General features: G+C 62.9%; 26 protein-coding genes and 1 tRNA gene. 13 read left to right on the forward strand and 14 right to left on the reverse strand.

Annotation, left to right across the window (positions count from 1 at the left end):
- Nucleotides 1-29 precede the first annotated feature (29 nt).
- From lptF to BG60_RS22350, 3 genes are read left to right on the forward strand one after another with little or no spacing between them, the layout of a single operon-like run.
- Nucleotides 30-1,127, forward strand: a complete 1,098-nt coding sequence (gene lptF, locus BG60_RS22340) for an LPS export ABC transporter permease LptF (protein WP_008351116.1) — start codon at nt 30-32, stop codon at nt 1,125-1,127.
- Between the two features lie 4 nt (nt 1,128-1,131).
- On the forward strand, nt 1,132-2,280 hold the full coding sequence (gene lptG, locus BG60_RS22345) for an LPS export ABC transporter permease LptG (RefSeq protein ID WP_008351117.1): 1,149 nt from the start codon (nt 1,132-1,134) through the stop codon (nt 2,278-2,280).
- Nucleotides 2,281-2,307: 27 nt separating this feature from the next.
- Nucleotides 2,308-2,682 carry a sirohydrochlorin chelatase gene (locus BG60_RS22350; protein WP_008351118.1) on the forward strand — a complete coding sequence of 125 codons (375 nt, stop codon included), beginning with the start codon at nt 2,308-2,310 and terminating at the stop codon, nt 2,680-2,682.
- 257 nt (nt 2,683-2,939) lie between these two features.
- Here BG60_RS22350 and cobA read toward each other — a convergent pair whose 3' ends face one another.
- From cobA to BG60_RS22380, 6 genes are all read right to left on the reverse strand, one after another.
- Nucleotides 2,940-3,698 carry a uroporphyrinogen-III C-methyltransferase gene (gene cobA, locus BG60_RS22355; protein ID WP_008351119.1) on the reverse strand — a complete coding sequence of 253 codons (759 nt, stop codon included), beginning with the start codon at nt 3,696-3,698 and terminating at the stop codon, nt 2,940-2,942.
- Nucleotides 3,699-3,724: 26 nt separating this feature from the next.
- Entirely contained in the window at nt 3,725-5,038 is a 1,314-nt protein-coding gene (locus BG60_RS22360; RefSeq protein ID WP_008351120.1) for a sulfate adenylyltransferase subunit 1, read from the reverse strand.
- 27 nt (nt 5,039-5,065) lie between these two features.
- The gene (gene cysD / locus BG60_RS22365) at nt 5,066-6,028 is read right to left on the reverse strand and encodes a sulfate adenylyltransferase subunit CysD (protein WP_008351121.1); all 963 of its coding nucleotides are present in this window, start codon (nt 6,026-6,028) and stop codon (nt 5,066-5,068) included.
- Nucleotides 6,029-6,093: 65 nt separating this feature from the next.
- Nucleotides 6,094-6,816, reverse strand: coding sequence for a phosphoadenylyl-sulfate reductase (locus tag BG60_RS22370; protein WP_008351123.1), 723 nt, complete (start codon nt 6,814-6,816; stop codon nt 6,094-6,096).
- A gap of 3 nt (nt 6,817-6,819) precedes the next feature.
- On the reverse strand, nt 6,820-7,359 hold the full coding sequence (locus tag BG60_RS22375) for a DUF934 domain-containing protein (protein ID WP_034472943.1): 540 nt from the start codon (nt 7,357-7,359) through the stop codon (nt 6,820-6,822).
- Between the two features lie 10 nt (nt 7,360-7,369).
- A complete protein-coding gene (locus BG60_RS22380) occupies nt 7,370-9,046 on the reverse strand; it encodes a nitrite/sulfite reductase (RefSeq protein ID WP_034472944.1) in 1,677 nt (558 codons plus the stop codon).
- 239 nt (nt 9,047-9,285) lie between these two features.
- On the opposite strand from BG60_RS22380, the gene BG60_RS22385 reads away from it, so the two are divergent.
- From BG60_RS22385 to BG60_RS22395, 3 genes are all read left to right on the forward strand, one after another.
- Nucleotides 9,286-10,227: a CysB family HTH-type transcriptional regulator gene (locus tag BG60_RS22385; RefSeq protein WP_008351128.1), complete on the forward strand. Its 942-nt coding sequence runs from the start codon at nt 9,286-9,288 to the stop codon at nt 10,225-10,227.
- Between the two features lie 52 nt (nt 10,228-10,279).
- Nucleotides 10,280-11,440: an ABC transporter substrate-binding protein gene (locus tag BG60_RS22390; RefSeq protein WP_008351129.1), complete on the forward strand. Its 1,161-nt coding sequence runs from the start codon at nt 10,280-10,282 to the stop codon at nt 11,438-11,440.
- 115 nt (nt 11,441-11,555) lie between these two features.
- Nucleotides 11,556-11,640: transfer RNA gene (locus tag BG60_RS22395), tRNA-Leu, on the forward strand.
- Between the two features lie 63 nt (nt 11,641-11,703).
- Here the strand turns inward: BG60_RS22395 and BG60_RS22400 are convergent.
- Nucleotides 11,704-11,925 carry a hypothetical protein gene (locus BG60_RS22400; protein WP_152563226.1) on the reverse strand — a complete coding sequence of 74 codons (222 nt, stop codon included), beginning with the start codon at nt 11,923-11,925 and terminating at the stop codon, nt 11,704-11,706.
- On the reverse strand, nt 11,898-12,326 hold the full coding sequence (locus tag BG60_RS22405) for a hypothetical protein (protein ID WP_034472994.1): 429 nt from the start codon (nt 12,324-12,326) through the stop codon (nt 11,898-11,900). Before BG60_RS22405 ends, BG60_RS22400 begins: the two co-directional genes overlap by 28 nt.
- Nucleotides 12,327-12,596: 270 nt before the next feature.
- Here BG60_RS22405 and BG60_RS22410 point away from each other — a divergent pair, with 270 nt between their 5' ends.
- From BG60_RS22410 to BG60_RS39085, 4 genes are all read left to right on the forward strand, one after another.
- Complete coding sequence (locus BG60_RS22410) at nt 12,597-14,114, forward strand: hypothetical protein (protein ID WP_034472946.1); 1,518 nt, start codon at nt 12,597-12,599, stop codon at nt 14,112-14,114.
- A 108-nt stretch (nt 14,115-14,222) separates the two neighbouring features.
- Nucleotides 14,223-15,320, forward strand: a complete 1,098-nt coding sequence (locus BG60_RS22415; RefSeq protein WP_033537122.1) for a TIGR03118 family protein — start codon at nt 14,223-14,225, stop codon at nt 15,318-15,320.
- 185 nt (nt 15,321-15,505) lie between these two features.
- Nucleotides 15,506-16,219 (forward strand): pseudouridine synthase, encoded by a 714-nt coding sequence (locus BG60_RS22420; RefSeq protein ID WP_008351140.1) that lies wholly within the window; start codon nt 15,506-15,508, stop codon nt 16,217-16,219.
- A gap of 122 nt (nt 16,220-16,341) precedes the next feature.
- Nucleotides 16,342-16,518: a hypothetical protein gene (locus tag BG60_RS39085; RefSeq protein ID WP_008351142.1), complete on the forward strand. Its 177-nt coding sequence runs from the start codon at nt 16,342-16,344 to the stop codon at nt 16,516-16,518.
- Here the strand turns inward: BG60_RS39085 and BG60_RS22430 are convergent.
- Complete coding sequence (locus BG60_RS22430) at nt 16,515-17,528, reverse strand: NAD-dependent epimerase/dehydratase family protein (protein ID WP_034472948.1); 1,014 nt, start codon at nt 17,526-17,528, stop codon at nt 16,515-16,517. The two genes, BG60_RS39085 and BG60_RS22430, sit on opposite strands and share 4 nt — an antisense overlap.
- Nucleotides 17,529-17,614: 86 nt before the next feature.
- Between BG60_RS22430 and BG60_RS22435 the strand changes: the two genes are divergently transcribed.
- The 3 genes from BG60_RS22435 to BG60_RS22445 all read left to right on the forward strand — a co-directional run bounded on the left by BG60_RS22435 (nt 17,615) and on the right by BG60_RS22445 (nt 20,525).
- Complete coding sequence (locus BG60_RS22435) at nt 17,615-18,646, forward strand: CDP-6-deoxy-delta-3,4-glucoseen reductase (RefSeq protein WP_034472949.1); 1,032 nt, start codon at nt 17,615-17,617, stop codon at nt 18,644-18,646.
- Nucleotides 18,647-18,921: 275 nt separating this feature from the next.
- Nucleotides 18,922-20,106 (forward strand): acetylornithine transaminase, encoded by a 1,185-nt coding sequence (locus BG60_RS22440; RefSeq protein WP_034472951.1) that lies wholly within the window; start codon nt 18,922-18,924, stop codon nt 20,104-20,106.
- On the forward strand, nt 20,103-20,525 hold the full coding sequence (locus BG60_RS22445) for a GNAT family acetyltransferase (RefSeq protein ID WP_034472953.1): 423 nt from the start codon (nt 20,103-20,105) through the stop codon (nt 20,523-20,525). The genes BG60_RS22440 and BG60_RS22445 overlap by 4 nt, the downstream gene beginning before the upstream one ends.
- Nucleotides 20,526-20,586: 61 nt before the next feature.
- Here the strand turns inward: BG60_RS22445 and BG60_RS22450 are convergent, their stop codons facing one another.
- The 5 genes from BG60_RS22450 to BG60_RS22470 form a co-directional block, all read right to left on the reverse strand.
- Nucleotides 20,587-21,297 (reverse strand): hypothetical protein, encoded by a 711-nt coding sequence (locus BG60_RS22450; protein WP_152563227.1) that lies wholly within the window; start codon nt 21,295-21,297, stop codon nt 20,587-20,589.
- Nucleotides 21,298-21,918: 621 nt separating this feature from the next.
- Entirely contained in the window at nt 21,919-22,623 is a 705-nt protein-coding gene (locus BG60_RS22455; RefSeq protein ID WP_008351154.1) for an ABC transporter ATP-binding protein, read from the reverse strand.
- An 18-nt stretch (nt 22,624-22,641) separates the two neighbouring features.
- Nucleotides 22,642-23,418, reverse strand: a complete 777-nt coding sequence (locus BG60_RS22460) for an ABC transporter ATP-binding protein (RefSeq protein ID WP_008351156.1) — start codon at nt 23,416-23,418, stop codon at nt 22,642-22,644.
- Nucleotides 23,419-23,435: 17 nt separating this feature from the next.
- Nucleotides 23,436-24,605, reverse strand: a complete 1,170-nt coding sequence (locus BG60_RS22465; RefSeq protein ID WP_008351157.1) for an ABC transporter permease subunit — start codon at nt 24,603-24,605, stop codon at nt 23,436-23,438.
- A gap of 24 nt (nt 24,606-24,629) precedes the next feature.
- The gene (locus BG60_RS22470; protein ID WP_008351160.1) at nt 24,630-25,580 is read right to left on the reverse strand and encodes a branched-chain amino acid ABC transporter permease; all 951 of its coding nucleotides are present in this window, start codon (nt 25,578-25,580) and stop codon (nt 24,630-24,632) included.
- Nucleotides 25,581-25,761 lie beyond the last annotated feature (181 nt).

Raw genomic sequence — 25,761 nt, forward strand, 5'->3', positions numbered from 1 at the left:
GCATCCCCGCCGGCAAATCGCAAAACTCAATGATCTTCGAACGCTCCCTGCAGCGCGAACTCGCGTATACGGCCGGCGCCGTGTTCATGGTCCTGCTCACGATCATGCTCACGACGATGATGATCCGCATCGTCGGCTTCGCGGCGCAAGGTCAGATCGACCCGAAAGACGTCGTCGTGCTGATCGGGCTCACCGTCATCGGCTATCTCGCGGTCATGCTGATCGTGACGCTGTTCGTCTCCATCCTCTTCGTGCTCACGCGCTGGTATCGCGACTCGGAAATGGTCGTGTGGCTCGCGTCGGGCGTGAGTCAGACGCAGCTCATCAAGCCGATCGCCGTGTTCTCGACGCCGATCATCATCCTCATCATGTTCTTCGCTTTCGTCGGCTGGCCGTGGTCGAATCAGCAGAGCAAGCTCATCAAGCAGCGCTTTCAGCAGCGCGATGAAGTGTCGCTGCTCGCGCCGGGCCAGTTCCGCGAATCGCCGGCGAGCCATCGCGTGTTCTTCATCGAGAAGATGTCGCAGGATCAGGGGCACGTCGAGAACGTGTTCGTCACGAGCACGGAAGGCGGCAAGGTCAACGTGATCGTTTCGAAGAACGGGCACACCGAAACGCGTCCCGACGGCGACCGCTTCATCGTGCTCGACAACGGCCGCCGCTACGACGGCGAGCCCGGCCAGCCGAACTTCCGGATCATGGAATTCGAGCGCTATGGTGTGAAGATAATGAGCCGCCAGGTCGTCAACACGCCGACGACCACGGGCATCTACACGCCCGATCTGCTCGCGGATCCGACCAAGGAAAATCTCGCGGAGTTCGCGTGGCGCGCGGGCTTGCCGATCATCGCCATCAATCTGATGCTGCTCGCCATTCCGCTTTCGTATCAAAACCCGCGCCGCAGCCGCACGATCAATCTCGTGATGGCCGTGCTCATCTATCTCACGTATTCGAACCTGCTGAACGTCGTGCAGTCGTGGATCGAGCAAGGCAAGCTGTCGTTCGGCGTGGGACTCGTCGGGCTGCACCTCGTCGTGGGGGCGCTCGTCGCGTTCATCTTCTGGCTGCGGATTCGCAACCGGCCGCTCTTCAGGCTCTCGTCGCTGACGGGTTCAAAGGGGGCCTGACATGTTGCGCATCTACGAACGATACTTCGCGCGCCAGATCTACCTCGCGTTCATCTTCATCCTGTTCGCGTTCTCGGGGCTGTTCTTCTTCTTCGACCTGATCAACGAGCTGAACACGGTCGGGCACGGCAAATACAACTTCATGCTCGCGGTGCTGCGCGTCGGGCTGCAGACGCCTTCGCGCTTCTACGAGATCATTCCCGTCGCCGCGCTCATCTCGGCCATTTACGTCTTCGCGCAGATGGCGGCAGCCTCGGAATTCACGATCTTCCGCGTGTCGGGGCTTTCGACCGGCGCGGCGCTGCGCTCGCTGATGAAGATCGGCATTCCGCTGGTGTTCATCACGTACCTCATCGGCGAAGTGATCGGGCCATACACGGACCAGTTGTCCGAGCGCGTGCGGCTTGAGGCGCTCGGATCGTCGGTGTCATCGAATTTTCAGTCGGGCGTGTGGGTCAAGGACACGTTGACGGCGAAAGAGAACGGCGAACAGGTCACGCGTTTCGTCAACGTCGGCACGCTGAACCCCGATACGACGATCGCCAACGTGCGAATCTACGAGTTCGATTCGAAGTTCCGCCTGACCAACGTACGCATCGCGAAGACGGGTGTGTACGCGCCGCCCGGCCACTGGAAGCTCACCGGCGTGACCGACACCCGCCTGAACGACGCGCCGCCGCAGGCCGTCAATCCCGGCGACACGTTGAATCCGGTGTATCGCGCGACGCAGACCACGCTGCCGGAGTACTCGTTGCGCTCCGAGCTGACGCCGCAGATTCTGTCGGTGCTGCTCGTGTCGCCGGACCGGATGTCGATGTTCAACCTCTTTCGCTATATCCAGCATCTGACGGAGAACCATCAGGACGCGCAGCGCTATCAGATCGCGTTCTGGCGCAAGATTCTTTATCCGTTCGCGGTGTTCGTGATGCTGATTCTGTCGCTGCCGTTCGCGTACCTGCATACGCGCGCGGGCGTGGTCGGCGTGAAGGTGTTCGGCGGCATCATGATCGGCATGAGCTTCCAGTTGTTCAACACGCTGTTCTCGCATATCGGCAATCTGAATACCTGGCCCGCGCCGCTCACGGCGGCCGCGCCCGCGCTCGCCTATCTGGCGGTCGGGTTGATCGGACTGAAGTGGGTCGAGCGGCACTGACGTTTCTTCTCTGACGGAGAACGCGCGATGAAGAAGCACGGCATCATCCTGTTCGGTCACGGCGCGCGCGATCCGCGCTGGGCCGAGCCATTCGAGCGGCTCGCGCAGAAGTTGCGTGGTTCGCGCGGCGATCAGCCGGTGGCGCTGGCGTTTCTCGAGTTGATGTCGCCGGATTTGCCGGCCGCAGTGGCGCGGCAAGCCGCCGATGGATGCGATGCCATTACGGTCGTGCCCGTTTTTTTCGGACAAGGCGGGCATGTGCGTCGCGACTTGCCGGAGATCGTCGAGAAGTGCCGGAAGGCACATCCCGACGTTGCGATTTCCTGCGCGACGGCAGTCGGGGAAGATGACGCGGTGCTGGAAGCGGTCGCGGGGTATTGTTTGCGGCAGATGGGCGCGTAGATCAACGCTGGCCGTTCGGCCGAATGGCACCCTCCGAATCGAGCGCCTCTACTTGGATTGACTTTTCCGTATATCCGATTGGGCTCCGTATGAATCTGCTCATTTCCAAGTGGGCAATAGCCTCGCAGTACGCATTCCCGCGCCAGCAACTCGAAAAAGAAGAAAATCAAGCTCGTCGACTTTTGAATTCCGAGATCCAAAGCAAAAGGAGCGCACCGTCTCCGGTGCGCTCCTTGCTTTGAGCCTGTCGAACGACATCAAGCCGCCGCCTGCATCCCCTTCAAATGCACCTTCGGCTTCACCGCCGACGCCCGTTCGCGAAACGCCTCACCGATCATCAGCAAGCTCGGCTGCGACGGATCCAGCCACTCCTGCGCCTCACCCAGCGCCATGCGCGCGAGCGTCAACGTCAGCGTGCGTTCGCGCGGCGTGCTGCACGCCTCCACGATCGCCACCGGCGTCGAGCCGGGACGTCCCGCATCGATCAACTGCTGCGCGATGTCCGGCGCGCTGTCGCGGCCCATGTAGAACACGAGCGAATCGGCCTTCGCCTGCTCGCGAATCTCGTCGCTGTCCGCCGCACGCGAATGCGTCGCCAGTGCGACGCTGCGCGCCACACCGCGCAAGGTCAGCGAGCGCTTCAGCGTCGCCGCGCTCGCGAGCGCCGCCGTGATGCCCGGCACCACTTCGAACTCGATGCCCGCAACTTCGAGCGCGCGCATTTCCTCGTCGGCGCGGCCGAAGAGCATCGGATCGCCGCCCTTCAGACGCACCACGACACCGTGTTCCAGCGCGGCATCGACGATCTGCTTGTTGATGAAGTGCTGCGCCGTCGAACGCTGTCCGCAGCGCTTGCCGACAGCAATCTTCTTCGCGTTGGGCGCGTAGTCGAGCATCGCCGGTTCGACGAGCGCGTCGTGCAGCACGACGTCCGCCTGCTCGAGCAAGCGCATGCCGCGCACGGTGATGAGATCCGCCGCGCCCGGCCCCGCTCCGATCAGATAGACCTTACCCATTGCAATCATCCGTCGCTAAATGTCGATCAAGCCGCGATCGAACGAATCATGCCGGCGGCGACCGTGTGATGCGTCGCTTCATCGATCAGCACGAACGCGCCGGTGCCCTGATGCGTATCGTACTCGTCCGCGACGATCGGCTTCTGCAACGTGAGCGCCACGCGGCCGATATCGTTCATCGCGAGCGTGCTGCGATCGACCGAATGCGACAGCGTATGCACGTCCAGCACCTGCTTCACCGCGCCGATGCGCGCGAACACCGTGTTCGTCGTCTGTTTCAGCAGATATTTGCGCTGCGGCGAAAGCGGCTCTTCGTCGAACCAGCAGAGGTCCGCTTCGAGCTTCTTCGCCGGCTCGACCTTCGCCGCGGCGGGCACGAAGGTATCGCCGCGCGACACGTCGACGTCTTCCGTCAGGCGAATCGTCACCGTCTGGCCAGCGAACGCGCGATCCACCGGCGCGACACCACCCGGCACCGGCGCGATAATCTCGGCAACCGTCGCTTCGCGGCCGGCGGGCAGCACGGTCAGCGCATCGCCGACGCGCACTTCGCCCGCTTCGACGCGGCCCATGTAGCCGCGGAAATCGTCGGCTTGCGAGCCGTCCTGACGCGCGACCCATTGCACCGGGAAACGCAGCGCCTGATCGTTCGGCTGCGCGACCGGCAGCGATTCCAGCAGATCGAGCAGCGGCTCGCCTGCGTACCACGGCATGCGCTCGCTCGCCGTCACGATGTTGTCGCCCTTCAGCGCCGACACCGGCACGAAGCGCACGTTCGACAGCCCGAGCTGACGCGCGAGCACGACGTACGCATCGCGAATCTCGTTGAAGCGCGCTTCGCTGTACTCGACCAGATCCATCTTGTTGATCGCGACGATCACGTGCTGCAGACCGAGCAGCTTGACGATCGCGCTGTGGCGCTTCGTCTGCGGCAGCAGTTGCGCGACGCCGTCCTCGAACGTGACGCGCGTTGCGTCGACGAGAATGATCGCCGCATGCGCCGTCGACGCGCCCGTCACCATGTTGCGCGTGTACTGCTCGTGGCCCGGCGTATCGGCGATGATGAACTTGCGCTTCGCCGTGGCGAAATAGCGATACGCGACGTCGATGGTAATGCCCTGCTCGCGCTCGGCTTCGAGGCCGTCCGTGAGCAGCGAGAGGTCGATTTCATCGCCGACCGTGCGCTTGTTCTTCGCGCGCGAAATCGCCGACAACTGATCCGACAAGACGGCCTTGCTGTCGTACAGCAGACGGCCGATCAGCGTGCTCTTGCCGTCGTCGACGGAACCCGCGGTGATGAAGCGCAACACGCCCAGATCTTCAGCTTGATAGATGCTCATGACTCGTTTCTTCCTGTGGCGTGATGCTTAGAAATAACCTTGCTTCTTGCGCTGTTCCATCGCGGCTTCGGAAGCCTGATCGTCCATGCGCGTCGCGCCGCGTTCCGTGATTTCCGTCACGGCCGTTTCCGCGATGATCTTCTCGACGTCATCGGCATCGCTCGCGACCGGGCACGTGCAACTGATATCGCCGACGGTGCGGAAACGCACTTGCGCGATCTCGGCGGTCTCGCCTTCGCGCACCGGCGTGAGCGGCGTTACCGGCACGAGCAGGCCGTTGCGGCGCACGATCTCGCGGTCATGCGCGTAGTAGATGTTCGGCAGTTCGAGCTTTTCGCGCGCGATGTACTGCCACACGTCGAGCTCGGTCCAGTTCGAGATCGGGAACACGCGCAGATGCTCGCCGTTGTGCAGACGCGCGTTGTAGATGCTCCACAGTTCCGGACGCTGCGCCTTCGGATCCCACTGGCCGAATTCATCGCGGAACGAGAAGATGCGCTCTTTCGCGCGCGCCTTTTCTTCGTCGCGGCGCGCGCCGCCGATCATCGCCGTGTAGCCGTATTGCTCGATGGTTTCGAGCAGCGTCACCGCTTGCGCGGCATTGCGCGAATCCGTCTCGCGACGCAGACGCACCGTGCCCTTCTTGATCGAATCCTCGACATGACCGACGACGAGCTCCGCGCCGATCTCGGCCGCGCGGCGATCGCGGAAATCGATCACTTCCTGGAAGTTGTGACCCGTGTCGATGTGAACCAGCGGGAACGGCAGCGTCGTCTTGCGGCCCCCGCCGAGGCCGAACGCCTTGAGCGCGAGCGCCAGCACGACGACCGAATCCTTTCCGCCCGAGAACAGGAGCGCGGGCTTGCTGCATTCCGCGACCAGTTCGCGAATGATGTGGATCGACTCGGCTTCGAGCCAATCCAGGTGATCCATGCGAGTCGCCTTGTTGACGACCGGTGCGGTGACGTTAGAGTCGAGCGTCGTGCTCATGTTCGTCGATCCTTTTTCTAGCGGCGCTTCTATGAGCGCCGCGTTCAGTGACAGGGGGTAGTGCCTTAGATCGCGGAGCTTGGTGCTGCTTCGACGATCTTGATATTCGTGATGTGCAAGCCGCATTCCTTCGTATCGCGCGATTCCCACCACCAGCGTCCGGCGCGGCTGTCTTCGCCGGGGCGCACCGCGCGCGTACAAGGCTCGCAGCCGATGCTCGGATAGCCGCGCGCGTGCAGCGGATTCACGGGCACATCGAAGGCTTTCAGGTAATCCCACACATCGGTTTCGGTCCAGTCCGCGAGCGGATTGAACTTGGCGATGTTGCGCGGCTCGTCGCGCTCTTCCTCGTGCAGCTCGGCGCGCGTCACCGATTGTTCGCGGCGCTGTCCCGTCACCCACGCGGAGACATCGGACAGCGCGCGATTGAGCGGCTCGACCTTGCGGATATGGCAGCAGCTCTTGCGCAAATCAATGCTTTCGTAGAACGCGTTCAGACCGTGATCGCGCACGTAGGCATCGACCGCGTCCTGTTGCGGATGAAACTGCTCGATGTCGTAGCCGTAGCGCGCTTTCACGGTATCGAGCATGCCGAGCGTTTCCGCGTGCAAACGGCCCGTATTCAGCGAGAAGATGCCGATCTTCACACCGCGCGAAAGGATGGCGTGCGTCAGCACCATGTCTTCGGCGGCGAGACTGCTGGCTAGCTTGACGTTCTGGTGGCGCGCCGCGATCGAATCGAGCAGCGCATCCAGGCGTTCAACCTTGGCTTGCAATTCAGGCGTCATACATCAGGCTCCGAGCGCTGCGACGAGCGCCGCGCGACGACGGAACAGCGGTTCCGGATTGTCGGTCGCGCCCTGATACAGATTCGTGAACTCGGTGAACGCGTTGAGCGCGTCGTTGATGTCCTTGTCCGCGCGCACGGCGAACGCATCGAAGCCGCAGCGCGCGTGGAATGCAACCTGATCGCGCAGCACGTCGCCGATTGCGCGCAGTTCGCCCGTCCACTGATAGCGCTCGCGCAGCAAGCGGCCGATAGAAAAGCCGCGGCCATCGCGGAACACCGGGAAATCGACGGCGATCACGGAAATCTGCGCGAAATCCGCGACGATGTCGGCGGGTTCGTCGTCCGGCGCGAGCCACACGCCGATGTCTTCTTTCGCGCGCGACGCGACGATCGCCGGCTTGTGCTCTTTCCACAGCGCAAACGGCACGATGATCTTGCCGGCCGGCAGCGCATCGACGGCGGGCAACGTACCGTCTTCGGCGGCGCGCACAACGGTGAAACTGTCTTCGACGACCGCGCGGTTCTTGATAATCAACGTCATTTGCAGATCCTTAAGCGTGAGCCTGGCGCGATGCGTACACGCGCTCCTTGAACGGCGCCATGCCGATGCGGCCGAACGTCTCGATGAAGCGCTCGCCTTCGATGCGGTTATCGACGAAAGTGTCGATCACTTGCGCGATCACGTCGGGCATCTCTTCGGCCGAGAACGACGGGCCGATCACCTTGCCGAGATGCGCGCCGGTCGCGCCCGAGCTTTGCTCGCCGCCGAGCGTCACCTGATACCACTCCGAGCCGTCCTTATCGACGCCCAGAATGCCGATATTGCCGACGTGGTGATGACCGCACGCGTTGATGCAGCCCGAGATGTTCAGCGAAAGGTCGCCGAGGTCGTGCACGTAGTCGAGATCGTTGAAACGGTCCTGAATGGCGAGCGCGATCGGGATCGACTTGGCATTCGCGAGCGAGCAGAAATCGCCGCCCGGGCACGCGATGATGTCCGTCAACAGGCCGATATTCGCCGTCGCGAAACCGAGCGCCTTCGCGCGTTCCCACACCGTGTGCAGATCGCGCTTCTTCACGTTCGCGAGAATCAGGTTCTGCTCGTGCGACACGCGGATTTCGCCGAACGAGAATTCATCGGCGAGCGCGGCGACGTCGTCCATCTGCTGATCGGTGGCGTCGCCCGGCGCGATGTGGCGCTGCTTGAGCGAGAGCGTCACGGCGGCGTAGCCCGGCACCTTGTGCGGACGCACGTTGCGCTCGACCCAGCGCGCGAAAGGCTTGCTGTCGATCAGATGCTTTTCATAGGAAGCGTCGGTGTCCGCGAGCTTCTCGTAGACGGGCGGCGCGAAGAACTTCGACACGCGATCGACTTCTTCCTGCGTGAGCGTCGACGGGCCGTCCTTCAAGTGTTGCCACTCTTCCTCGACCTGCTTGCTGAACTTCTCCGGCGACAGCGCCTTAACGAGAATCTTGATACGCGCCTTGTACATGTTGTCGCGACGGCCGTAGCGGTTGTACACGCGCAGCACGGCTTCGCAATAAGTAAGCAAGTGTTGCCACGGCAGATCGCGCTTGATGATCGCGCCGACGATCGGCGTGCGGCCGAGGCCGCCGCCCGCGAGAATGTCCATCACGACTTCGCCTTGCGCGTTCTTCTTCAGATACACGCCGAGATCGTGGACTTGCACGGCCGCGCGGTCTTCCGCCGAGCCGTTCACCGCGATCTTGAACTTGCGCGGCAGCCACGCGAATTCCGGATGGAACGTCGACCATTGACGCAGAACTTCCGCCCACGGACGCGGATCGACCTGCTCGTCGGGCGCGACGCCCGCGAACTGATCGGCGGTGATGTTGCGGATGCAGTTGCCCGACGTCTGGATCGCGTGCATTTGCACCGACGCGAGCTTGCGCAGGATTTCCGGCGTCTCTTCGAGCTCGACCCAGTTGAACTGGATGTTGGTCCGCGTCGAGAAGTGACCGTAGCCGCGGTCGTGCTCGCGCGCGATGGTGGCCAGCATGCGGAGCTGGTCGCTGCGCAGGTTGCCGTACGGGATCGCGATGCGGTGCATGTACGCGTGGCGCTGCATGTACAGGCCGTTCTGCAAACGCAGCGGACGGAATTCTTCTTCGCTCAATTCGCCCGACAAACGTCGGCGGACCTGGTCGGCGTACTGCGCGACACGTTCGTCGACGATGCGTTGGTCGATCTGATCGTATTGGTACATTCGGGGGCCCCAAGTTCTTGTGTAAAGCGCAGCGTCCTAGGTTACGCGGCGCGTCTCGTCCATCGAATATCCATTGAGTCGCTATTGCCCGAGCCGTTCAGACTGAACGCTCATTTGCTTATGACAGATAGAGATATAGATATTGGAAAAATTGGACTGATAGTAAAGAACCTGCTATATATTGCAAACGACTGAAAAATTACTTTGATATGCCCGGTAGTAATAAACAAAGGCTATAAATGAATCTGCATCAGTTTCGCTTCGTGCGCGAGGCCGTCCGGCAGAACTTCAACCTGACGGAAGCCGCCAAGGCGCTGTATACGTCGCAGCCGGGCGTCTCGAAAGCGATCATCGAATTGGAAGACGAGTTGGGCGTCGAAATCTTCACGCGGCACGGGAAACGCGTGAGGTCGCTCACCGAGCCGGGGCGCATCATTCTCGCGTCGGTCGAGAAAATCTTGCAGGAAGTGGAAAGCCTGAAGCGCGTCGGTAAGGATTACGCCGCGCAGGATCAGGGCAATCTCGTCATCGCCGCCACGCATACGCAGGCGCGTTATTCGCTGCCGTCCGCCATCGCAGAATTCAAGAAGCGCTTCCCGAAGGTCCACCTTTCGATTCTGCAAGGCAGTCCGACGCAAGTCGCCGAAATGGTCATCCACGATCAGGCCGATATCGCCATCGCGACGGAAGCGATCGCCAACTATAAGGAACTGGTGTCGCTGCCCTGCTTCCAGTGGCAGCATCTGGCCGTCATGCTGCCGGATCATCCGCTGTTGGAGCGCAAGACGCTGACGCTCGACGATCTCGCGCAATTCCCGATCATCACTTACGAGGCGTCGTTCGCCGGGCGCACGAAGATCAATCAGGCGTTCGCGCTGCGCAATCTGACACCGGACATCGTGCTCGAAGCCATCGATGCCGACGTCATCAAGACTTACGTCGAACTGGGGCTCGGCGTCGGAATTCTGGCGGATATCGCGTTCAATCCGGAACGCGATCGGCATTTGCGCGCGATGCCGGTCGGACATCTCTTCGGCACGAACGTCACGCGGCTCGCGCTCAAACAGGGCGCGTACCTGCGCAGCTATGTGTATACGCTCGTCGAACTGCTGTCGCCGTCGCTGAATCGCAAGCTGATCGAACAGGCGCTGTCCGGCGAGCACGAGAGTTACGAGCTTTGAATATCGGCGGCGCCCGCCGCCTAGAAAATCCTGCCCATTTGGAGACCATCCGATGACGTTGTCGAAGTTCACGCGCCGGCTCGCTGCCGGCGTCGCCTTGTCCGTAGTTGCCGCCGCCGCGCACGCCCAGTTGAAGGTCGGCATCGATCTGTCGAGCACCGGTCCGGCCGCCGCCATCGGCATCACCAGCAAGAACGCGATGCTCATGTGGCCGAAAACCATCGCCGGGCAGAGCGCGGAGTACATCATCCTCGACGACGGCTCTGATCCGGGCGCGGCCGTGCGTAACATCCGCAAGCTCATCAGCGAAGATCACGTCGATGTGATCGTCGGGCCGAACATCACGCCGGCGGCGCTCGCCGCGCTCGATCCCGTCGCCGAATCCGAAACGCCGATGATCACGCTGATCGGCTCGGCATCGGTCGTGGAGCCGCAGGAAGGCAAGAAAGTGTGGGCGTTCAAGATGGCGCAGACCGATCGCGCGATGGCCGACGTCATGACGCGCTACATGGCCAATCACGGCGTGAAGACGGTGGGTTTCATCGGCTTCGCGGACAGCTACGGCGATAGCTGGCTCAACGAGTTCACCAAGTTCGCCGATCTTCGGCATATCAAGATTGTCGCGAGCGAGCGTTTCAATCGCACCGATGCGAGCGTCACCGGCCAGATTCTCAAGCTGATGGCCGCGAAGCCCGACGCGGTGCTGATCGCGGGCGCGGGCACGCCGACGGTGTTGCCGCAGCGCACGCTCGTCGAGCGCGGCTACAAGGGCGCGATCTATCAGACGCACGGCATCGCGACGCCCGAGTTCATCAAGCTCGGCGGCAAGGACGTCGAGGGCACCCTGTTCCCGACGCAGCCGGTCGTCGTCGCGCGGACGCTGCCGGCGGATCATCCGTCGAAGAAGGCTGCGCTGGCGTTCGCGAATGCGTATGAGGAGAAGTACGGCAAGGGCACCGTGACGCAGTTCGCGGGCGATGCGGCGGGCGTGTATCCGCGTCTTCAGGACGCCGTGGCGCGCGCGCTGAAGACGGCCAAGCCGGGCACGAAGGAGTTTCGCGTGGCGCTGCGCTCGGAACTCGAGCATGCGCACGAACTGGTCGTGCCGAACGGCGTCGTCAATACGAGCGCGACGGATCACGTCGGTCTGGATCAGCGCGCGAGCGTAATGGGCGTCATCAAGAACGGCGCATTTACGTATCTCGCGCAGTAATGTCCTTTGTTCTGAAAACGCTGCTGTCGATGCTTGCCGGCGACGGCGTTTTCGGTCATAATCGCCGACTCGATTGGCTCGTTGGTTCGCTCTGTTCCGCTACGAGTCGATTCAGGCCCAGGTGGTGAAATTGGTAGACGCAGGGGACTCAAAATCCCCCGCCGCAAGGCGTGCCGGTTCGATTCCGGCCCTGGGCACCAGGATTGTTGAAAAAGCCGCTCCGTTGTGAGCGGCTTTTTTGCGTTTGGGGCACGGCTTCGGCGTCATTTCGGCATCTCGCCGGGTTTCGCGGCAATCTGCGTTTGAACGTTGCCTGAACCGCGCCCGACTTCGACGCGCGGCTCATCGCCCGCAGTCTTCCGATAAATCCAGCCCACGACGGGCGGAACGACGAACCTGGCGATCGCGTAAGCCAACACGACAGGCCAATACTCTCGAAAGAAACCCAGCACGAAGTTCAACATTTTTCCACCCACGCCTTCCATTCATTCACCGCGATCGAAAATACATAGTAGACCAGAGCATCCCGAAGAGGATGCATAGGCAGAATCGCCCGAACTTCCTCACTGAACGAAGCGACGAGCAAGTATATCCAGAGAAGCATCCCGATTAGAGAGGCGAAAATTCCCAGATTCGCGACAAGAAACGCCTCAGCGATTCGTCGCTCGGAGAACCATCGAGAATAGGCGCCGCGGCGAAGCTCACCCGGCAGCACCGTCATCGCAAGATTCAGACTGACGCTCGACGCGACGAGCGAAATCGGAAAGAAGTCATCCCTGCCCGGCTGCTTCAGCGCCACCCTCCAGATGTATTCGATCGCGCCCATGAATAGCGGCAGTCCGACGATCAGTTGCCGCGCCGTCGCGTCGAAGCCCCCCGATTGCATTCTCATCGTCTTTATGTGCGTGATGACACGCAATTTCGCCGATGACGCGAGCGCGCGTAAGTCGTCCGTCCGGCTATGTGCGCTCTCGCGTAGACGCGCACTGCCGCGTCAGCAAAAAATGGCCTCCATCGGCATTCGGAACCCCGGCGCGCGGAGCATCGCGGGGATGCTCGCACGCGCAGCGCCCGCATTTCGGGTTGCTTAAGACCCTCTCGATGTCGTGACCCGCTCGCGCGACGCGCCGAGCCATAACTCGAAGAAAGGTACGACATGAATCGACCTGATCACTCGCTGTCTCTCGACTCCGTCATCTGCAAGCGCTGCAACACCGTTTCCCCTGCCTCGGAAGACACCTGCCCCGCGTGCGGCGCCGATCGTCAGGGCGCGATTTTCACGAGCCGCGCGGCCGAAGCCGCCGCGGCCGCCGCGGCGCCGGTGCCCGCGCCGCTCGACATCCTCGACTGGGACGATAGCCACTGGCTGCAGCGCCTCGTGCGCCGCAGGATGCTGACGTCCTACCCGAACTTCGTCGAGCCCGATGCGCAGGATCAGCGCAAGCCCGCCCGCACCGGCATGGCGATGCTGGTCGGCGGGGTGGTCGCCAGCATCGCGGTCGGCGGATACTTTTATGCGCGTCTGGACGACAACGCGCCGTCGCCGAGCGCGGAGCCCGGTATCAGCGCGGCGGGATCGATTCGCGACGGCGCCTCCGGCGCGCTCAAAGCCGATGCCGCGCGGCACGCATCGTTGGCGCGCTCCAAAGCGGATACGCCGAGTGCGCAGCCTGTCCCGTCAGCGACGACGACAACGACGATCGCGAAGAAGCCCGCGCCGATAGCGGAAACCGCGTCTGTCGCGCCGCGCGTCACGGCATCGAGCATGTTGGCGACGACGCCGCACGTTGCGGCGAACGCGGCTCCGGCGAGCAACGCGTCGCCAGCCATGATCGCAACTGCGAAGCCCGCGACGCCCGTTCCCACGACGAACGCAGCCGCAGCGACAGCCGCATCGGTCGCTGCCGTCGCGCCGCCGACCAAGCCGACGACGCCGGTCGTCGCATCGCTGCAGAAGCCTGAACCGCGCGTGGTCGCGACGATCGCCGCAGCGGCGCCGGTGCCGCCGAAACCGGTGACGCAAGCGCCCGCGCCCGTCGCCCGCGCGATCGAGCAGCCTCGAAATACCGCGCCCGTCGCCCGACAATCCGAACAGCCGCGCAGCACCGCGACGGTCGCCTCGATCGACAAACCGCCCACGCCCGCCACGCCCGCCGTTCAGCCTGCGCCGGAGCCGCTTCCCGCAGCCGTCGCGCGGAGCATCGCGGCGGCTCAGCAAGCGCTCGCCGGGCGCGACCTCGCGGCGGCGCGCCGTCACATGCGCGGCCTCTCGGCGAGCGAGCCGCGCAGTCCGGAAATCCAGCAGCTCGCGGCCGAATTGTCGCGTCAGGAACGTGCGCGCGACGGCGCGATAGCGAACGCGCGCGCCTGCGCCGCCAACATGGAAGCGGCGTGCGCGTTGCGCAACGCACGCCGCGCGGTCGCGCTCGACCCGCGCAACGGCCAGGCGCAGGCGACGCTGCGCCGCGCGCTCGCTGTGCAGAACGAGAGCAACACCGAGTACTTCCGCCAGGCGAGCGGCATCCCGAAGCCGGTCGTCCCGACGATGACCTACGACGGCCGTTGGAACGCGCACGCCCATCATTCGGGGATACCGGATGACGACGATTCGCGCTTCACGCTCTTCGGCCTGGGCGTGCCGGCCGTATCGAAGGGACGCGGCGACGCGCATTGATGTACTGACGCGCCATTCAGCATGATGCAAACGGAATAAGCCGCAACGCACATCCGTTTAAAGGTGACGAACGAGCTGCCGGCGAACCGCGCCGAAGGAGTCACCATCATGCAAACCGGATTGTTGCGCCGTCTGGTGGTTTGCGCCGCCGCGGTCGTCTCGCTCGCGGGCATCGCCTCGTGCGGCGGCGGCTCGGACGACAACATGCCGACGGCGACACGTTTCAAGATGTCGATCGTCGTCTCCGATGGCGCCGTGTCCGCGCCTCACACCGACCCGAATCTGAAGAACGGCTGGGGCGTGGCGTTCAACCCGAACGGCTTCGTTTGGGTCGCCGACAACGGCACGCAGACGGCCACGCTCTACGACGGCAACGGCGTCGTTCAGTCGCTGGTCGTATCGATCCCTCCGAGCGCGTCCGGGCCCGCCAAACCGACAGGAATCGTCTTCAACAAGGGACCGGATCTCACGCTCTCGCGCAACGGCAAGTCGGGCGTCGCCGCGTTCGTCTTCGCGGGAGAAGGCGGCTCGATTACCGCGTGGGCGCCCGCCGTCGACATGACGCACGCGTTCACCGCCGTCGATTCGAGCGCGTCGGGCGCGATCTACAAGGGACTCGCGATCGCCACGACGTCGACGGGCGCGCATCGCCTTTACGCGACCGATTTCCATAACAACAAGGTCGACGTCTTCGACGGCACGTTCACGAAGATCGCCGTGCCCGGCGGCTTCAGGGACGCGCAGATTCCGGCGGGTTTCGCGCCCTTCGGCATTCAGACGATCGGCTCGAAGATTGTCGTCACCTACGCGAAGCAGGACGGCGACGCCGAGGACGACGTGCCGGGCGCGGGCCTGGGCTTCGTCGACGTGTTCGACATCGACGGCAATCTGACGCAGCGCTTCGCGGCGAACGGGCCGCTCAACGCTCCGTGGGGCATCGCGCAGGCGCCCGGAAACTTCGGCACGTTCAGCAACGATATCCTCATCGGCAATTTCGGCGACGGCACCATCAACGCGTTCGATCCGAATACCGGCGCGTTCGTCGGCGCGCTCACGGATACCGGCGGCGCGCCGCTCGTGCAGCACGGTCTGTGGGGCATCGCGTTCGGCAACAACCTGAACGCGCAGCCGTCGAACACGCTGTTTTTCGCCGCCGGGCCGAACGACGAAGCCAACGGCGTGTATGGCCGCATCGACATGCAATGACGCGCACGCGACGATTCCCTGGGCGATGACGCTGGCCGCGGACGCATGGCCGTCCGAAAGCGCATCGCCACGCTCGGCGCCGCCCGCGGTTCGGGCGGCGCTTTTTTTGGCGATGCGAAGCGCGCCGGCGCGCGCGGACCGAAAGCGCGGCTTGCTAGAATGCGCGCTTCAACTCCGCTCATCCGATGGACCTCGAAACCCTCCTCTTCTCCCAAGGCTTCGGGTCGCGCCGCCAGTGCCGCGGCATCGTGGCCGAAGGCCGCCTGCGCATCGCGGGCATCGTGCGCGACGATCCGCACGCCCATCTCCCCGTCACGCCCGGTCTCGAATTCGAAGTCGACGATCATCTCTGGACGTATCGCGAGAAGGCGTACATCGCGCTCAACAAGCCCGCGGGCTACGAATGCTCGCGCGATCCGCAGCATCATCTGAGCGTGTTTCATCTGCTGCCGCCGCAACTCGCCGAGCGCGGCGTGCAGGCCGTCGGCCGGCTCGACCAGGACACGACCGGCCTGCTGCTGCTTTCCGACGACGGCGCGTTCGTGCACGCGTTCACGTCGCCCAAGCGCAAGGTGCCGAAGGTCTATCTCGCGACCGTGCGTCATCCGCTCGACGGTCTGCAACTCGCGAAGTTGCGCGAAGGCGTGCTGCTGCACGGCGAGCCGAAACCGAGCGCCGCGCTCGCCGCCAAACAACGCGGCGAACGGCTGCTCGAACTCACCGTGCTCGAAGGCAAATACCATCAGGTCAAGCGCATGGTCGCGGCCGCGGGCAACCGCGTGGAGAAGCTGCATCGCGAGCGGGTCGGCGGTTATGCGTTGCCCGACACGCTCGTCGAAGGCGCATGGCGCTGGCTCGAAGACGCCGATCTCGCCGCGTTGCGAAACACTTCGCATTGAGCATGCAAATCGGTGAATCCCCTCACCGGCGGACGCTGCGATGCAGCATGCCTTCCACGTTTCGTACTCTTATACTGGTCTAACGGATACCAAAATGATTACGAAAAAAGCAGGAGGGCATCATGGTCTCCCAATCGGCCGTTGCGCTGGTAGCGTTCGTCGCGCTGTGCGCAGTCCTCATCGGGGTGCTGGGCTTCGTCATGCACATGCGCCACAAGTATTCGCCGAATCTCATCGGCGCATTGATCGGCGCGTTGATGTGCTTCGTTCTGCTCGAAACGATTCCGGCGCTGATCTAACGCCGCGCGTTCTGCTTTAGGAACGCGTCGACCGTCGGATGGCGCAGCACGTAGCCCAGTTCGCGCTTCAGGCGCGTGTTGGCGAGCCGCCGCGATTCGCGCATGAACGAAAGCGTGACCGGCTCCAGGCGCGTTTGCGCTTCGCTGCGCGAAATGCGCGGCACGCGCGTCAGGCCGTAGGCATCGGCCACGCGGTCGAAGTAATCCGCCATGCGCAAATCCGTGTCGTCCGACGCGTTCACGACGCGCTGCGCACGCCCGCGCGCGAGCGCACGCACGAGAATGGCCGCGAGATCGTCGGCGTGAATGTGGTTCGTGTAGACGTCGTCCGGTTCGGCGAGCGCGGGCATGCCCTTTTCGATGCGCGCGATCGGCAGGCGGTTGGCCGCGTAAATGCCCGGAATCCGCACGATCGACACCCGCCAGCCGCTTTTCACGCCCGCCGCGCGCAACTGCCGCTCCGCCGACACGCGCCGCCGCGCGCGTTCGTTCGCAGGCCGCGCAGGCCGCGTTTCGTCGATCCACGCGCCGGCGCAATCGCCATAAACGCCGGTCGTGCTCGCATAGACGAAACGCGTGCGCTGCCCGTCCCGGCGCTTCGCGGCCGCACGAAGACCGTCGGGTACAATGAAAGATGTTTTTCCGGCGCGATCCGCATGCAGCCAATGGCTTGCGGCGGCGCGCGCCACCGAGCGGCGCGGTCTGCGCAGCGCGGCGATCAGCGCGCGCGTGCGGCGGTCCGAATCGCCGTCGCGCTGAGGCGGCGCGAGATGCAGCACGTCGCGTGCGAGGCCGGCGAGCCTTGCGAGGCTGCGGCGCACATCGAGATCGCCGGAAATGGGCGTCGCGCCGGCCGCGCGCAATTCGCCGGCGCGTTTGGGATGATGCGTGAGCGCGACGACGCGGGGCGCAGCGGCGCGCGCATGCAGAAGCGGCAACGCGCGCATGCCGACATCGCCGCATCCGACGATCAGGACGCGCGCGCGGCGAAGGTTTCGAGTGGCGATCATCGGAGCATTTTATCCGTCGCCTGAAACCCGCGTGCGGCGTCCGAAAAGACTCACGAGACAACTCCACACATCGCAGAAATCGATCTATGGCTTTCAACGTAACGCTCCGGCAAAGCGGCCGGCAGTTTCAAGTAGAACCCGACGAACCGGTGCTGACCGCCGCGCTGCGCCAGGGCATCGGCCTGCCGTACGGCTGCAAGAACGGTGCGTGCGGTTCGTGCAAGGGCGCCGTTGTGAGCGGCGAGGTCGAGCAGGCGCCGCATTCGTCGTCGGCACTGTCGAACGACGAAAAGACGCGCGGCATGGCCCTCTTCTGTTGCGCGACCGCGCAGACGGATTTGACCATCGACGTGCGCGAAGTCGCGGGCGTCGGCGACGTCCAGGTGAAAAAGCTGCCGTGCCGCGTGAACGCGCTCGAACGCAAAGCCGACGACGTCATCGAACTGAAGCTGCAACTGCCCGCGAACGAACGCCTGCAGTATTACGCGGGCCAGTACATCGAATTCATCCTGAAGGACGGCAAGCGCCGCAGCTATTCGATGGCGAGCCCGCCGCATCACGAAGGGCCGCTCGAACTGCACATTCGCCACATGCCGGGCGGCACGTTCACGGATCACGTCTTCGGCGCGATGAAAGAGCGCGACATCTTGCGCTTCGAAGGCCCGCTCGGCACGTTCTTCCTGCGTGACGAGTCCGACAAGCCGATCGTTCTGCTCGCTTCGGGCACGGGTTTCGCGCCGATCAAGGCGATCATCGAACATGCGGTCTTCAAGAATCTGAATCGCCCGATGACGCTTTATTGGGGCGGCCGCCGCAAGAAGGATCTCTACATGATGTCGCTCGCCGAACAGTGGGCGCGCGAGATTCCGAATTTCAAGTTCGTGCCGGTGCTCTCCGAACCCGACGCCGGCGACGCCTGGACGGGCCGCACGGGCTTCGTTCATCGGGCTGTCATCGAAGATCTGCCAGACTTGAGCGGCTATCAGGTGTACGCGTGCGGCGCGCCCGTGATGGTGGAATCGGCGCAGCGCGACTTCACGCAGCATCATCGGCTGCCGGAGGACGAGTTCTACGCGGATTCGTTCACGAGCGCGGCAGATCTCGCGCATCCCGTGTGAGCTTGCACACAACGTGCACGCGGACAAAAAATCCGCGTGCACGGTTTACAGGCGGCAACCGCTTAACGTATCCTTCGCGAATGCTCAAAACCCTGAACGCACTTCGACGTCGCCGCTCGCCGCTTCCCTAGGGATGCCGCTGGCTCGTCACGCATTGCGCTCACGGTTCGGTCTTGTCGAAGCGTACGAAATGAAGCCACGGAAATCCGTGGCTTTTGTTTTTTCCGCATCGTTTTCCTCTTTTTCTCGCACTAGCCTTCGTGGAGCCCGCTGTCATGAATTTCAATGAGTACCCCGTTGATTCGCTGATGTACATCACGAACCGTCCCGAGATCGTGTTCACGCATGGCAAGGGTTCCTGGCTCTACGACAACACGGGCAAGCGCTATCTCGACTTCATCCAGGGCTGGGCGGTGAACTCGCTCGGCCACTGCAACGAAGGCATGATCGAGGCGATGGAAAAGCAGGCGCGCACGCTGATCAACCCGTCGCCCGCGTTCTACAACGCGCCGATGGCGCAGCTCGCCGGCCTGCTCACCGCGAACAGTTGCTTCGACAAGGTGTTCTTCGCCAACAGCGGCGCGGAAGCGAACGAAGGCGCGATCAAGCTCGCGCGCAAGTGGGGCAAGAAGTTCAAGAACGGCGCGTACGAGATCATCACGTTCGACCACAGCTTCCACGGCCGCACGATCGCGACGATGTCCGCGAGCGGCAAGGCCGGCTGGGACACGATCTACGCACCGCAAGTGCCGGGCTTTCCGAAGGCCGATCTGAACGATATCGCGTCGGTCGAGAAGCTCATCAACGAGAAGACCGTGGGCGTGATGCTCGAGCCGATTCAGGGCGAAGGCGGCGTAATTCCCGCGACGCGCGAGTTCATGCAGCAACTGCGCGAATTGACGAAGAAGCACAACATCCTGCTCATCGTCGATGAAGTGCAAAGCGGATGCGGCCGCGCGGGAACGCTGTTCGCGTACGAGCTGTCGGGCGTCGAGCCGGACATCATGACGCTCGGCAAGGGCATCGGCGGCGGCGTGCCGCTCGCGGCGCTCCTGTCGAAGGCGGACGTCGCGTGCTTCGATGCGGGCGATCAGGGCGGCACCTACAACGGCAATCCGCTGATGACGGCGGTCGGCTACTCGGTGATTTCGCAACTCGTCGCGCCGGGCTTTCTCGAAGGCGTGCGCGAGCGCGGCGAGTATCTGAAGCAGGAACTGCTGAAGCTGTCGGACGAGCGCGGCTTCAAGGGCGAGCGCGGCGAAGGTTTGCTGCGCGCGTTGCTGCTCGACAGCGACAAGGGTCCGCAAATCGTCGAGAAGGCGCGTCTGATGCAGCCCGACGGCCTCCTCCTCAACGCGGCGCGCCCGAATTTGCTGCGCTTCATGCCCGCGCTCAACGTGACGAAGGACGAGATCGACCAGATGATGACGATGCTGCGTTCGGTGCTCGATTCGCTGTGATCATCCGCACTTTCGATGCAGGCGATCGCGACGCCGTGACCGCCCTGTGGCGCGATGTGTTTCCGGAGTACGCGGACGCATCGCGGCCGCAGCGCGATCCGGCGCTGTCGATCGAGAACAAGATGCGCACGCAACCGGAGCTGTTCTTCGTCGGCTCGATGGATGGCGAAGTGATCGGCACGGTGATGGCCGGTTACGACGGGCATCGCGGCTGGGTGTATTCGCTTGCTGTCACGCCTGCGCTGCGCGGCCGCGGATACGGCAGTGCGTTGATGAAGCACGCGGAAGCGGCGTTGACGAAGCTCGGCTGCCCGAAGGTGAATCTGCAGATTTTGTCGTTCAAGACGGAGCTGCGCGGGTTCTATGAAAGGCTCGGGTATCGGATGGATGAAGTGGTGAGTTTGGGGAAGCGGCTTTGACGCGCGAACTCAGGCTGGACGCTTCGACAAGGCCGCTATCTTTCTCAGATGTCGACCAGGTTCAACAAGAAAAGCAGATTTGAGGCATCTCGTCGACGGCCGCTGCGCGTCTTTGCTTTCTTTGCGGATTGCGCGCCGCATCTTCTACCGACGAGCCGCGCACCTTCAACGACAGATTGGGTTCGATCGAAATGTTGCGAAAGACCACGTCCGTTGTGCCGCTTTCTTCCCTGTATTTCAGCGTCAGGTCTACGTTGTAATCAGTGAGCCAAACGCCGTCGTACTCCACGACGAATCCGCTCTGCGTCGCTACTGAGCAGTGGGTTTCGACTGCGGAGCCGGTGAGCGAAGCAAACACGTCGAACGCCGGTTTTGTGTTTCCGACCCGGCACTGCATGCGCTTTTCGCCCTTTCGGGAAGGCTGAGGAACGGACATATCAAATTCCGCCCCTTTGACCAGGGTCTGTGGGGTCGCGCGGATCGCAGTGCTATCTTTGAGGTTCGCCATGCCGATCTGGCTATCGCCCCACAGTTCCTGAGAACGCAGGTCCGCCATTCGGTAGTAGGTCCGGAAATAGGCCCATGTAACCGCACTATCTCCAGCGGTCGTGACGCTTTGCTCCGAAACGACACCATTGTCGTGACGGTTCACAAGAGTTGACGTGAAGGGCACACGCTTCAGTGGTGAGCGTGAATCGACCCAATCTGCTTCGATGATCAGTCGCTTGTAGGGAAGAATCTGGCTGCCCTTAGCGGGAAGACCGCGTTGCACCACCTCGCCATAGCTTCGAAAAGTATTGGCGCAGCATCGCGCCCTGCGGCGAATCCGGGTCGATACCTGATGATGCAAGCCGCGAGTTGAAGTCCGCCAAGTCTCTCGTCTCGGCGGATACGGGTGCGATCGGTTGAATCTGTCCTGTCGCCGTCGCTATCGAGAGGAAAGCGAAGGCAGCCAAGAGCCAACGTATGATTTTCAAGCGTTGCATTATTCTTATCTGATCTGAGAGGTTCGAATGTGAATGGCCGAAAGGCGATGCAAGGCTCGCGATCATTGCGAAGTTGAATTCGAATCCGTGTCAACTCTCGCGTCGGCACATTTGGCAGCGCGTGTCACAGCGACGGGTTCATCCATGTCATGGCCGTCGATAAGACGAACGGATATCCAGCACTGCCTGCCCTTCATCTCGAGAAACGCATCGTAGTCACGGCCCGCAACCGGACTGAAAGTCACACGCGGTGGAGTACACCACCAATGGGCGTTACCCGCACTGCCGCTCGTTCCCATGACAAGAAAGCGAGAACGATTTGGCGAAGCACCCGTAATCCCGGAAAAGAAAAAAGCCGACTGTCTCGCGACAGTCGGCTCCCTTTCGAGCATCGGACGGTTAAGTCTTCACTCACCCAAATACGCCGCCCTCACCTTCGGATCATCGAGCATGACCTTCGCGTCGCCGGACATCGTCACCGTGCCTGAATCCATCACGTAACCGCGATTCGCCGCCTGCAGCGCGAGACGCGCGTTCTGCTCCACGAGCAGCACCGTCAGCCCTTCCTTCGAGATTTCCCGCACGACTTCGAAGATCTTCTCGACCATGATCGGCGAAAGACCCATCGACGGTTCGTCGAGCAGCAAGAGCTTCGGGCGCGACAGCAGCGCGCGGGCCATCGCGAGCATCTGCTGTTCGCCGCCCGACAGCGTGCCCGCGTACTGCGACGCACGTTCCTTCAGACGCGGAAAGAAGCCGAACATGCGCTCCGTGTCCTTCTGAATGCCGTCCGAATCGTTGCGCAGATACGCGCCCATCTGCATGTTCTCGAGAATCGACATGCGCGCGAAGATGCCGCGGCCTTCCGGCACCATCGCGAGGCCGCGCTTGAGCAGTTCGTGCGTCGGAACGCCCTTGATCGACTGGCCCATGTACTCGATATCGCCGCCCGAGTACGGCTTGAGGCCGGTGATGGCCTTCATCGTCGTCGTCTTGCCCGCGCCGTTCGCGCCGATCAGCGTAACCAGTTCGCCCTGCCCGACTTCGAGATCGACACCCTTCACCGCCTGGATGCCGCCGTAATTCACCTGCAGACCCTTGACCTTCAACATTGCGCTTGTGGTCGCCATTTAGTGCACCCCCGCACCCAGATATGCCTCGATCACCTTCGGGTCCTTCTGCACGTCCTGCGGCAGACCTTCGGCGATCACCTTGCCGTAATCGAGCACCGTCATGCGGTTGCACAATCCCATCACGAGTTTCACGTCGTGTTCGATCAGAAGAATCGTCTTGCCGTCCGCGCGGATCTTGTCGAGCAGACGAGTGAGCTCGACCTTCTCCGTCGCGTTCATGCCGGCGGCGGGTTCGTCGAGCGCGAGCAGCTTCGGATCGGTCGCCAACGCGCGCGCGATCTCCAGACGGCGCTGATGCCCGTACGACAGATTGCGCGACGTGTAATCCGCGTATTGCAGCACGCCGACGTATTCCAGCAGTTCGAGCGCGCGCTCCTTGATCTCGCGCTCTTCGCGGCGTTCGGCGGGCGTCTGGAACACCGCGCCGACCAGACCGTGCTTCGTGCGAACGTGACGTCCGACCATCACGTTCTCCAGCGCCGTCATGCCGCCGAAAAGACGAATGTTCTGGAACGTGCGCGCGATGCCCGCCTTCGCCACCTGATAAACCGCCGTCGGGGTGTACGCCTGGCCGTCGAGCTTGAACTCGCCCGAATCCGGCGTGTAGAGACCCGTGATCACGTTGAAGAACGTCGTCTTGCCTGCGCCGTTCGGGCCGATCAGACCGTAGATTTCGCCTTCCTTGATTTCGAGGCGTACGTCGGACAACGCCTGCAAGCCGCCGAAACGCTTGTTGACGCCCGTGACGGAAAGTCGTGTTTGCTTATCGCTCATCTTTCAATCCCCCGCCTTTAAGCACGCACCGGCTTCTTGCCGTTGCGCTTCGCGATCTTCGCGATCTTGTCTTCGTGTTTCGCGGCGGGCCACAGGCCTTCCGAGCGATACAGCATGATCAGCACCATCGCCAGACCGTACAGCAACTGGCGGATGACTTCGGTATCGACAAGCTGATGACCGAAGATGGCGTTCTGCAGCGGACCCATTGTCGTGCGCAGGAATTCGGGGAACACGGCGAGCAGCACCGCGCCGAGAATCACGCCCGGAATATGGCCCATGCCGCCCAGCACCACGCACGCCAGCACGACGATCGACTCCCAGAACGTGAACGATTCCGGCGACACGAAGCCCTGGAACGCACCGAACATCGCGCCCGACAGACCGCCGAACGACGCGCCCATCGCGAATGCGAGCAGCTTCACGTTGCGGGTGTTGATGCCCATCGCCTTCGCGGCGATTTCGTCTTCGCGGATAGCGGCCCACGCGCGGCCGATACGCGAATGCTGAAGGCGCGTACACACCCAGATCACGAACAGCGCGCACAGCACGAACAGGTAGTAGTACAGGTACACCGACGGGAATTTGAAGCCGAAGAACTCGTGCGTCTGCGCGAGGCTGTAGCCGCCGACGTGCACCGGATCGATACCCGTGATGCCCTTCGGACCGTTCGTGATGTTGACCGGACGATCGAGGTTGTTCATGAAGATCCGGACGATTTCCCCGAAGCCCAATGTCACGATCGCGAGGTAGTCGCCGCGCAGACGCAGCGTCGGTGCGCCGAGCAGCACGCCGAAGGTCGCGGCGAGCGCCATCGCGATCGGCACGATGATGAGGAACGGCACATGCAATCCGTTCGGCGCGAGCGCCGCGATCCACTCGAATTGCGTCGACAGTTGCGGCGACGACAACAACGCCGCCGTGTAAGCGCCGACCGCGTAGAACGCGATGTAGCCCAGGTCGAGCAGGCCGGCGAAGCCGACCACGACGTTGAGACCCAACGCGAGCATCACGTAGAGCATCGCGAAGTCGAGCACGCGGACCCAGTAGTTGCCGCCCGCTGCGCCGATGACCATCGGCGCGGCAATCACGAACACAGCGGTGAGAATGCCGATGACGAGCGTCTTCGTCATGTTCTTCTCGGGGATGAGCGTCGTGGACGGCTCAATCGGTTGAATCGAAGTCATTTTTTTGAGCTCCTCACACGTTCTTTAAGCGCGGTCCGCGACACGTTCGCCGAGCAGACCCGACGGACGGAACACGAGCACGATGATCAGCACGACGAAGGCGAAGACGTCCTGGTAGTTGGAACCGAAGACCCCGCCCGTCAGATTGCCGATGTAACCGGCGCCCAACTGTTCGATGAGACCGAGCAGCACGCCGCCCACCATCGCGCCGCCCAAGTTGCCGATGCCCCCCAGCACCGCCGCCGTGAACGCCTTCAGGCCAGGAATGAAGCCCATGTAGAAGTGCGCGTTGCCGTATTCCGACGCGATCATCACGCCCGCCAACGCAGCCAGCGCCGAGCCGATCATGAAGGTCGCGGAAATCACGAAGTTCGGGTTCACGCCCATCAGCGACGCGACGCCCGGGTTCTCGGCGATCGCGCGCATCGCGCGGCCGAGCTTGGTCTTGTGCACGAGGAGCAGCAGGCCGCCCATCACGAGGAACGCGACGACGATGATGACGATTTCGGTCATCGAGATCACCGCGCCCGGACGGGTTTCGTCGGCGGCGATCACGTTGATCGGATCGGTCGGCAGAAGCTGCGGGAAGGCGAGCGGATTGCGGCCCCAGATCATCATCGCGATGGTCTGCAAGAGGATCGAGACGCCGATCGCGGTAATCAGCGGCGCGAGACGCGGCGCCTTGCGCAGCGGCCGGTACGCGACGCGTTCGATGGTGTAACCGACGATCGCGCAGACGATCGCGGCGATAACGAGCGCGATCGTCAGCATGATCGGCCCGGGCAAGCCGGGCGCGTGATTCTGCATGACGCCGATGGCGGAGAGCGCGACCATCGCGCCGACCATCAGCACGTCGCCGTGCGCGAAGTTGATGATGCCGAGAATGCCGTACACCATCGTGTAACCCAACGCGATGATGGCGTAGACGCTGCCAAGCACCAGACCGTTGAGGATCTGCTGGATGAAAATATCCATTTAAAGCTCCTTAGCCCCGTGCGATTCGATAACGCCTTTATCACCGGCCGATAAACCGGTGTGAAGTGAAATCTGAAGCGGCACTGCGCGTACTTTTAAAAAACCGGTAAGGGTTGAGCGCCGATCGTCCGCCCGCGGCCGGATGAGGCTGCGAGCGGTTCACGGACGGATACGAAAACAG

Origin of the sequence: Caballeronia zhejiangensis, from assembly GCF_000698575.1 — a bacterium.
GTDB lineage: Bacteria > Pseudomonadota > Gammaproteobacteria > Burkholderiales > Burkholderiaceae > Caballeronia > Caballeronia zhejiangensis.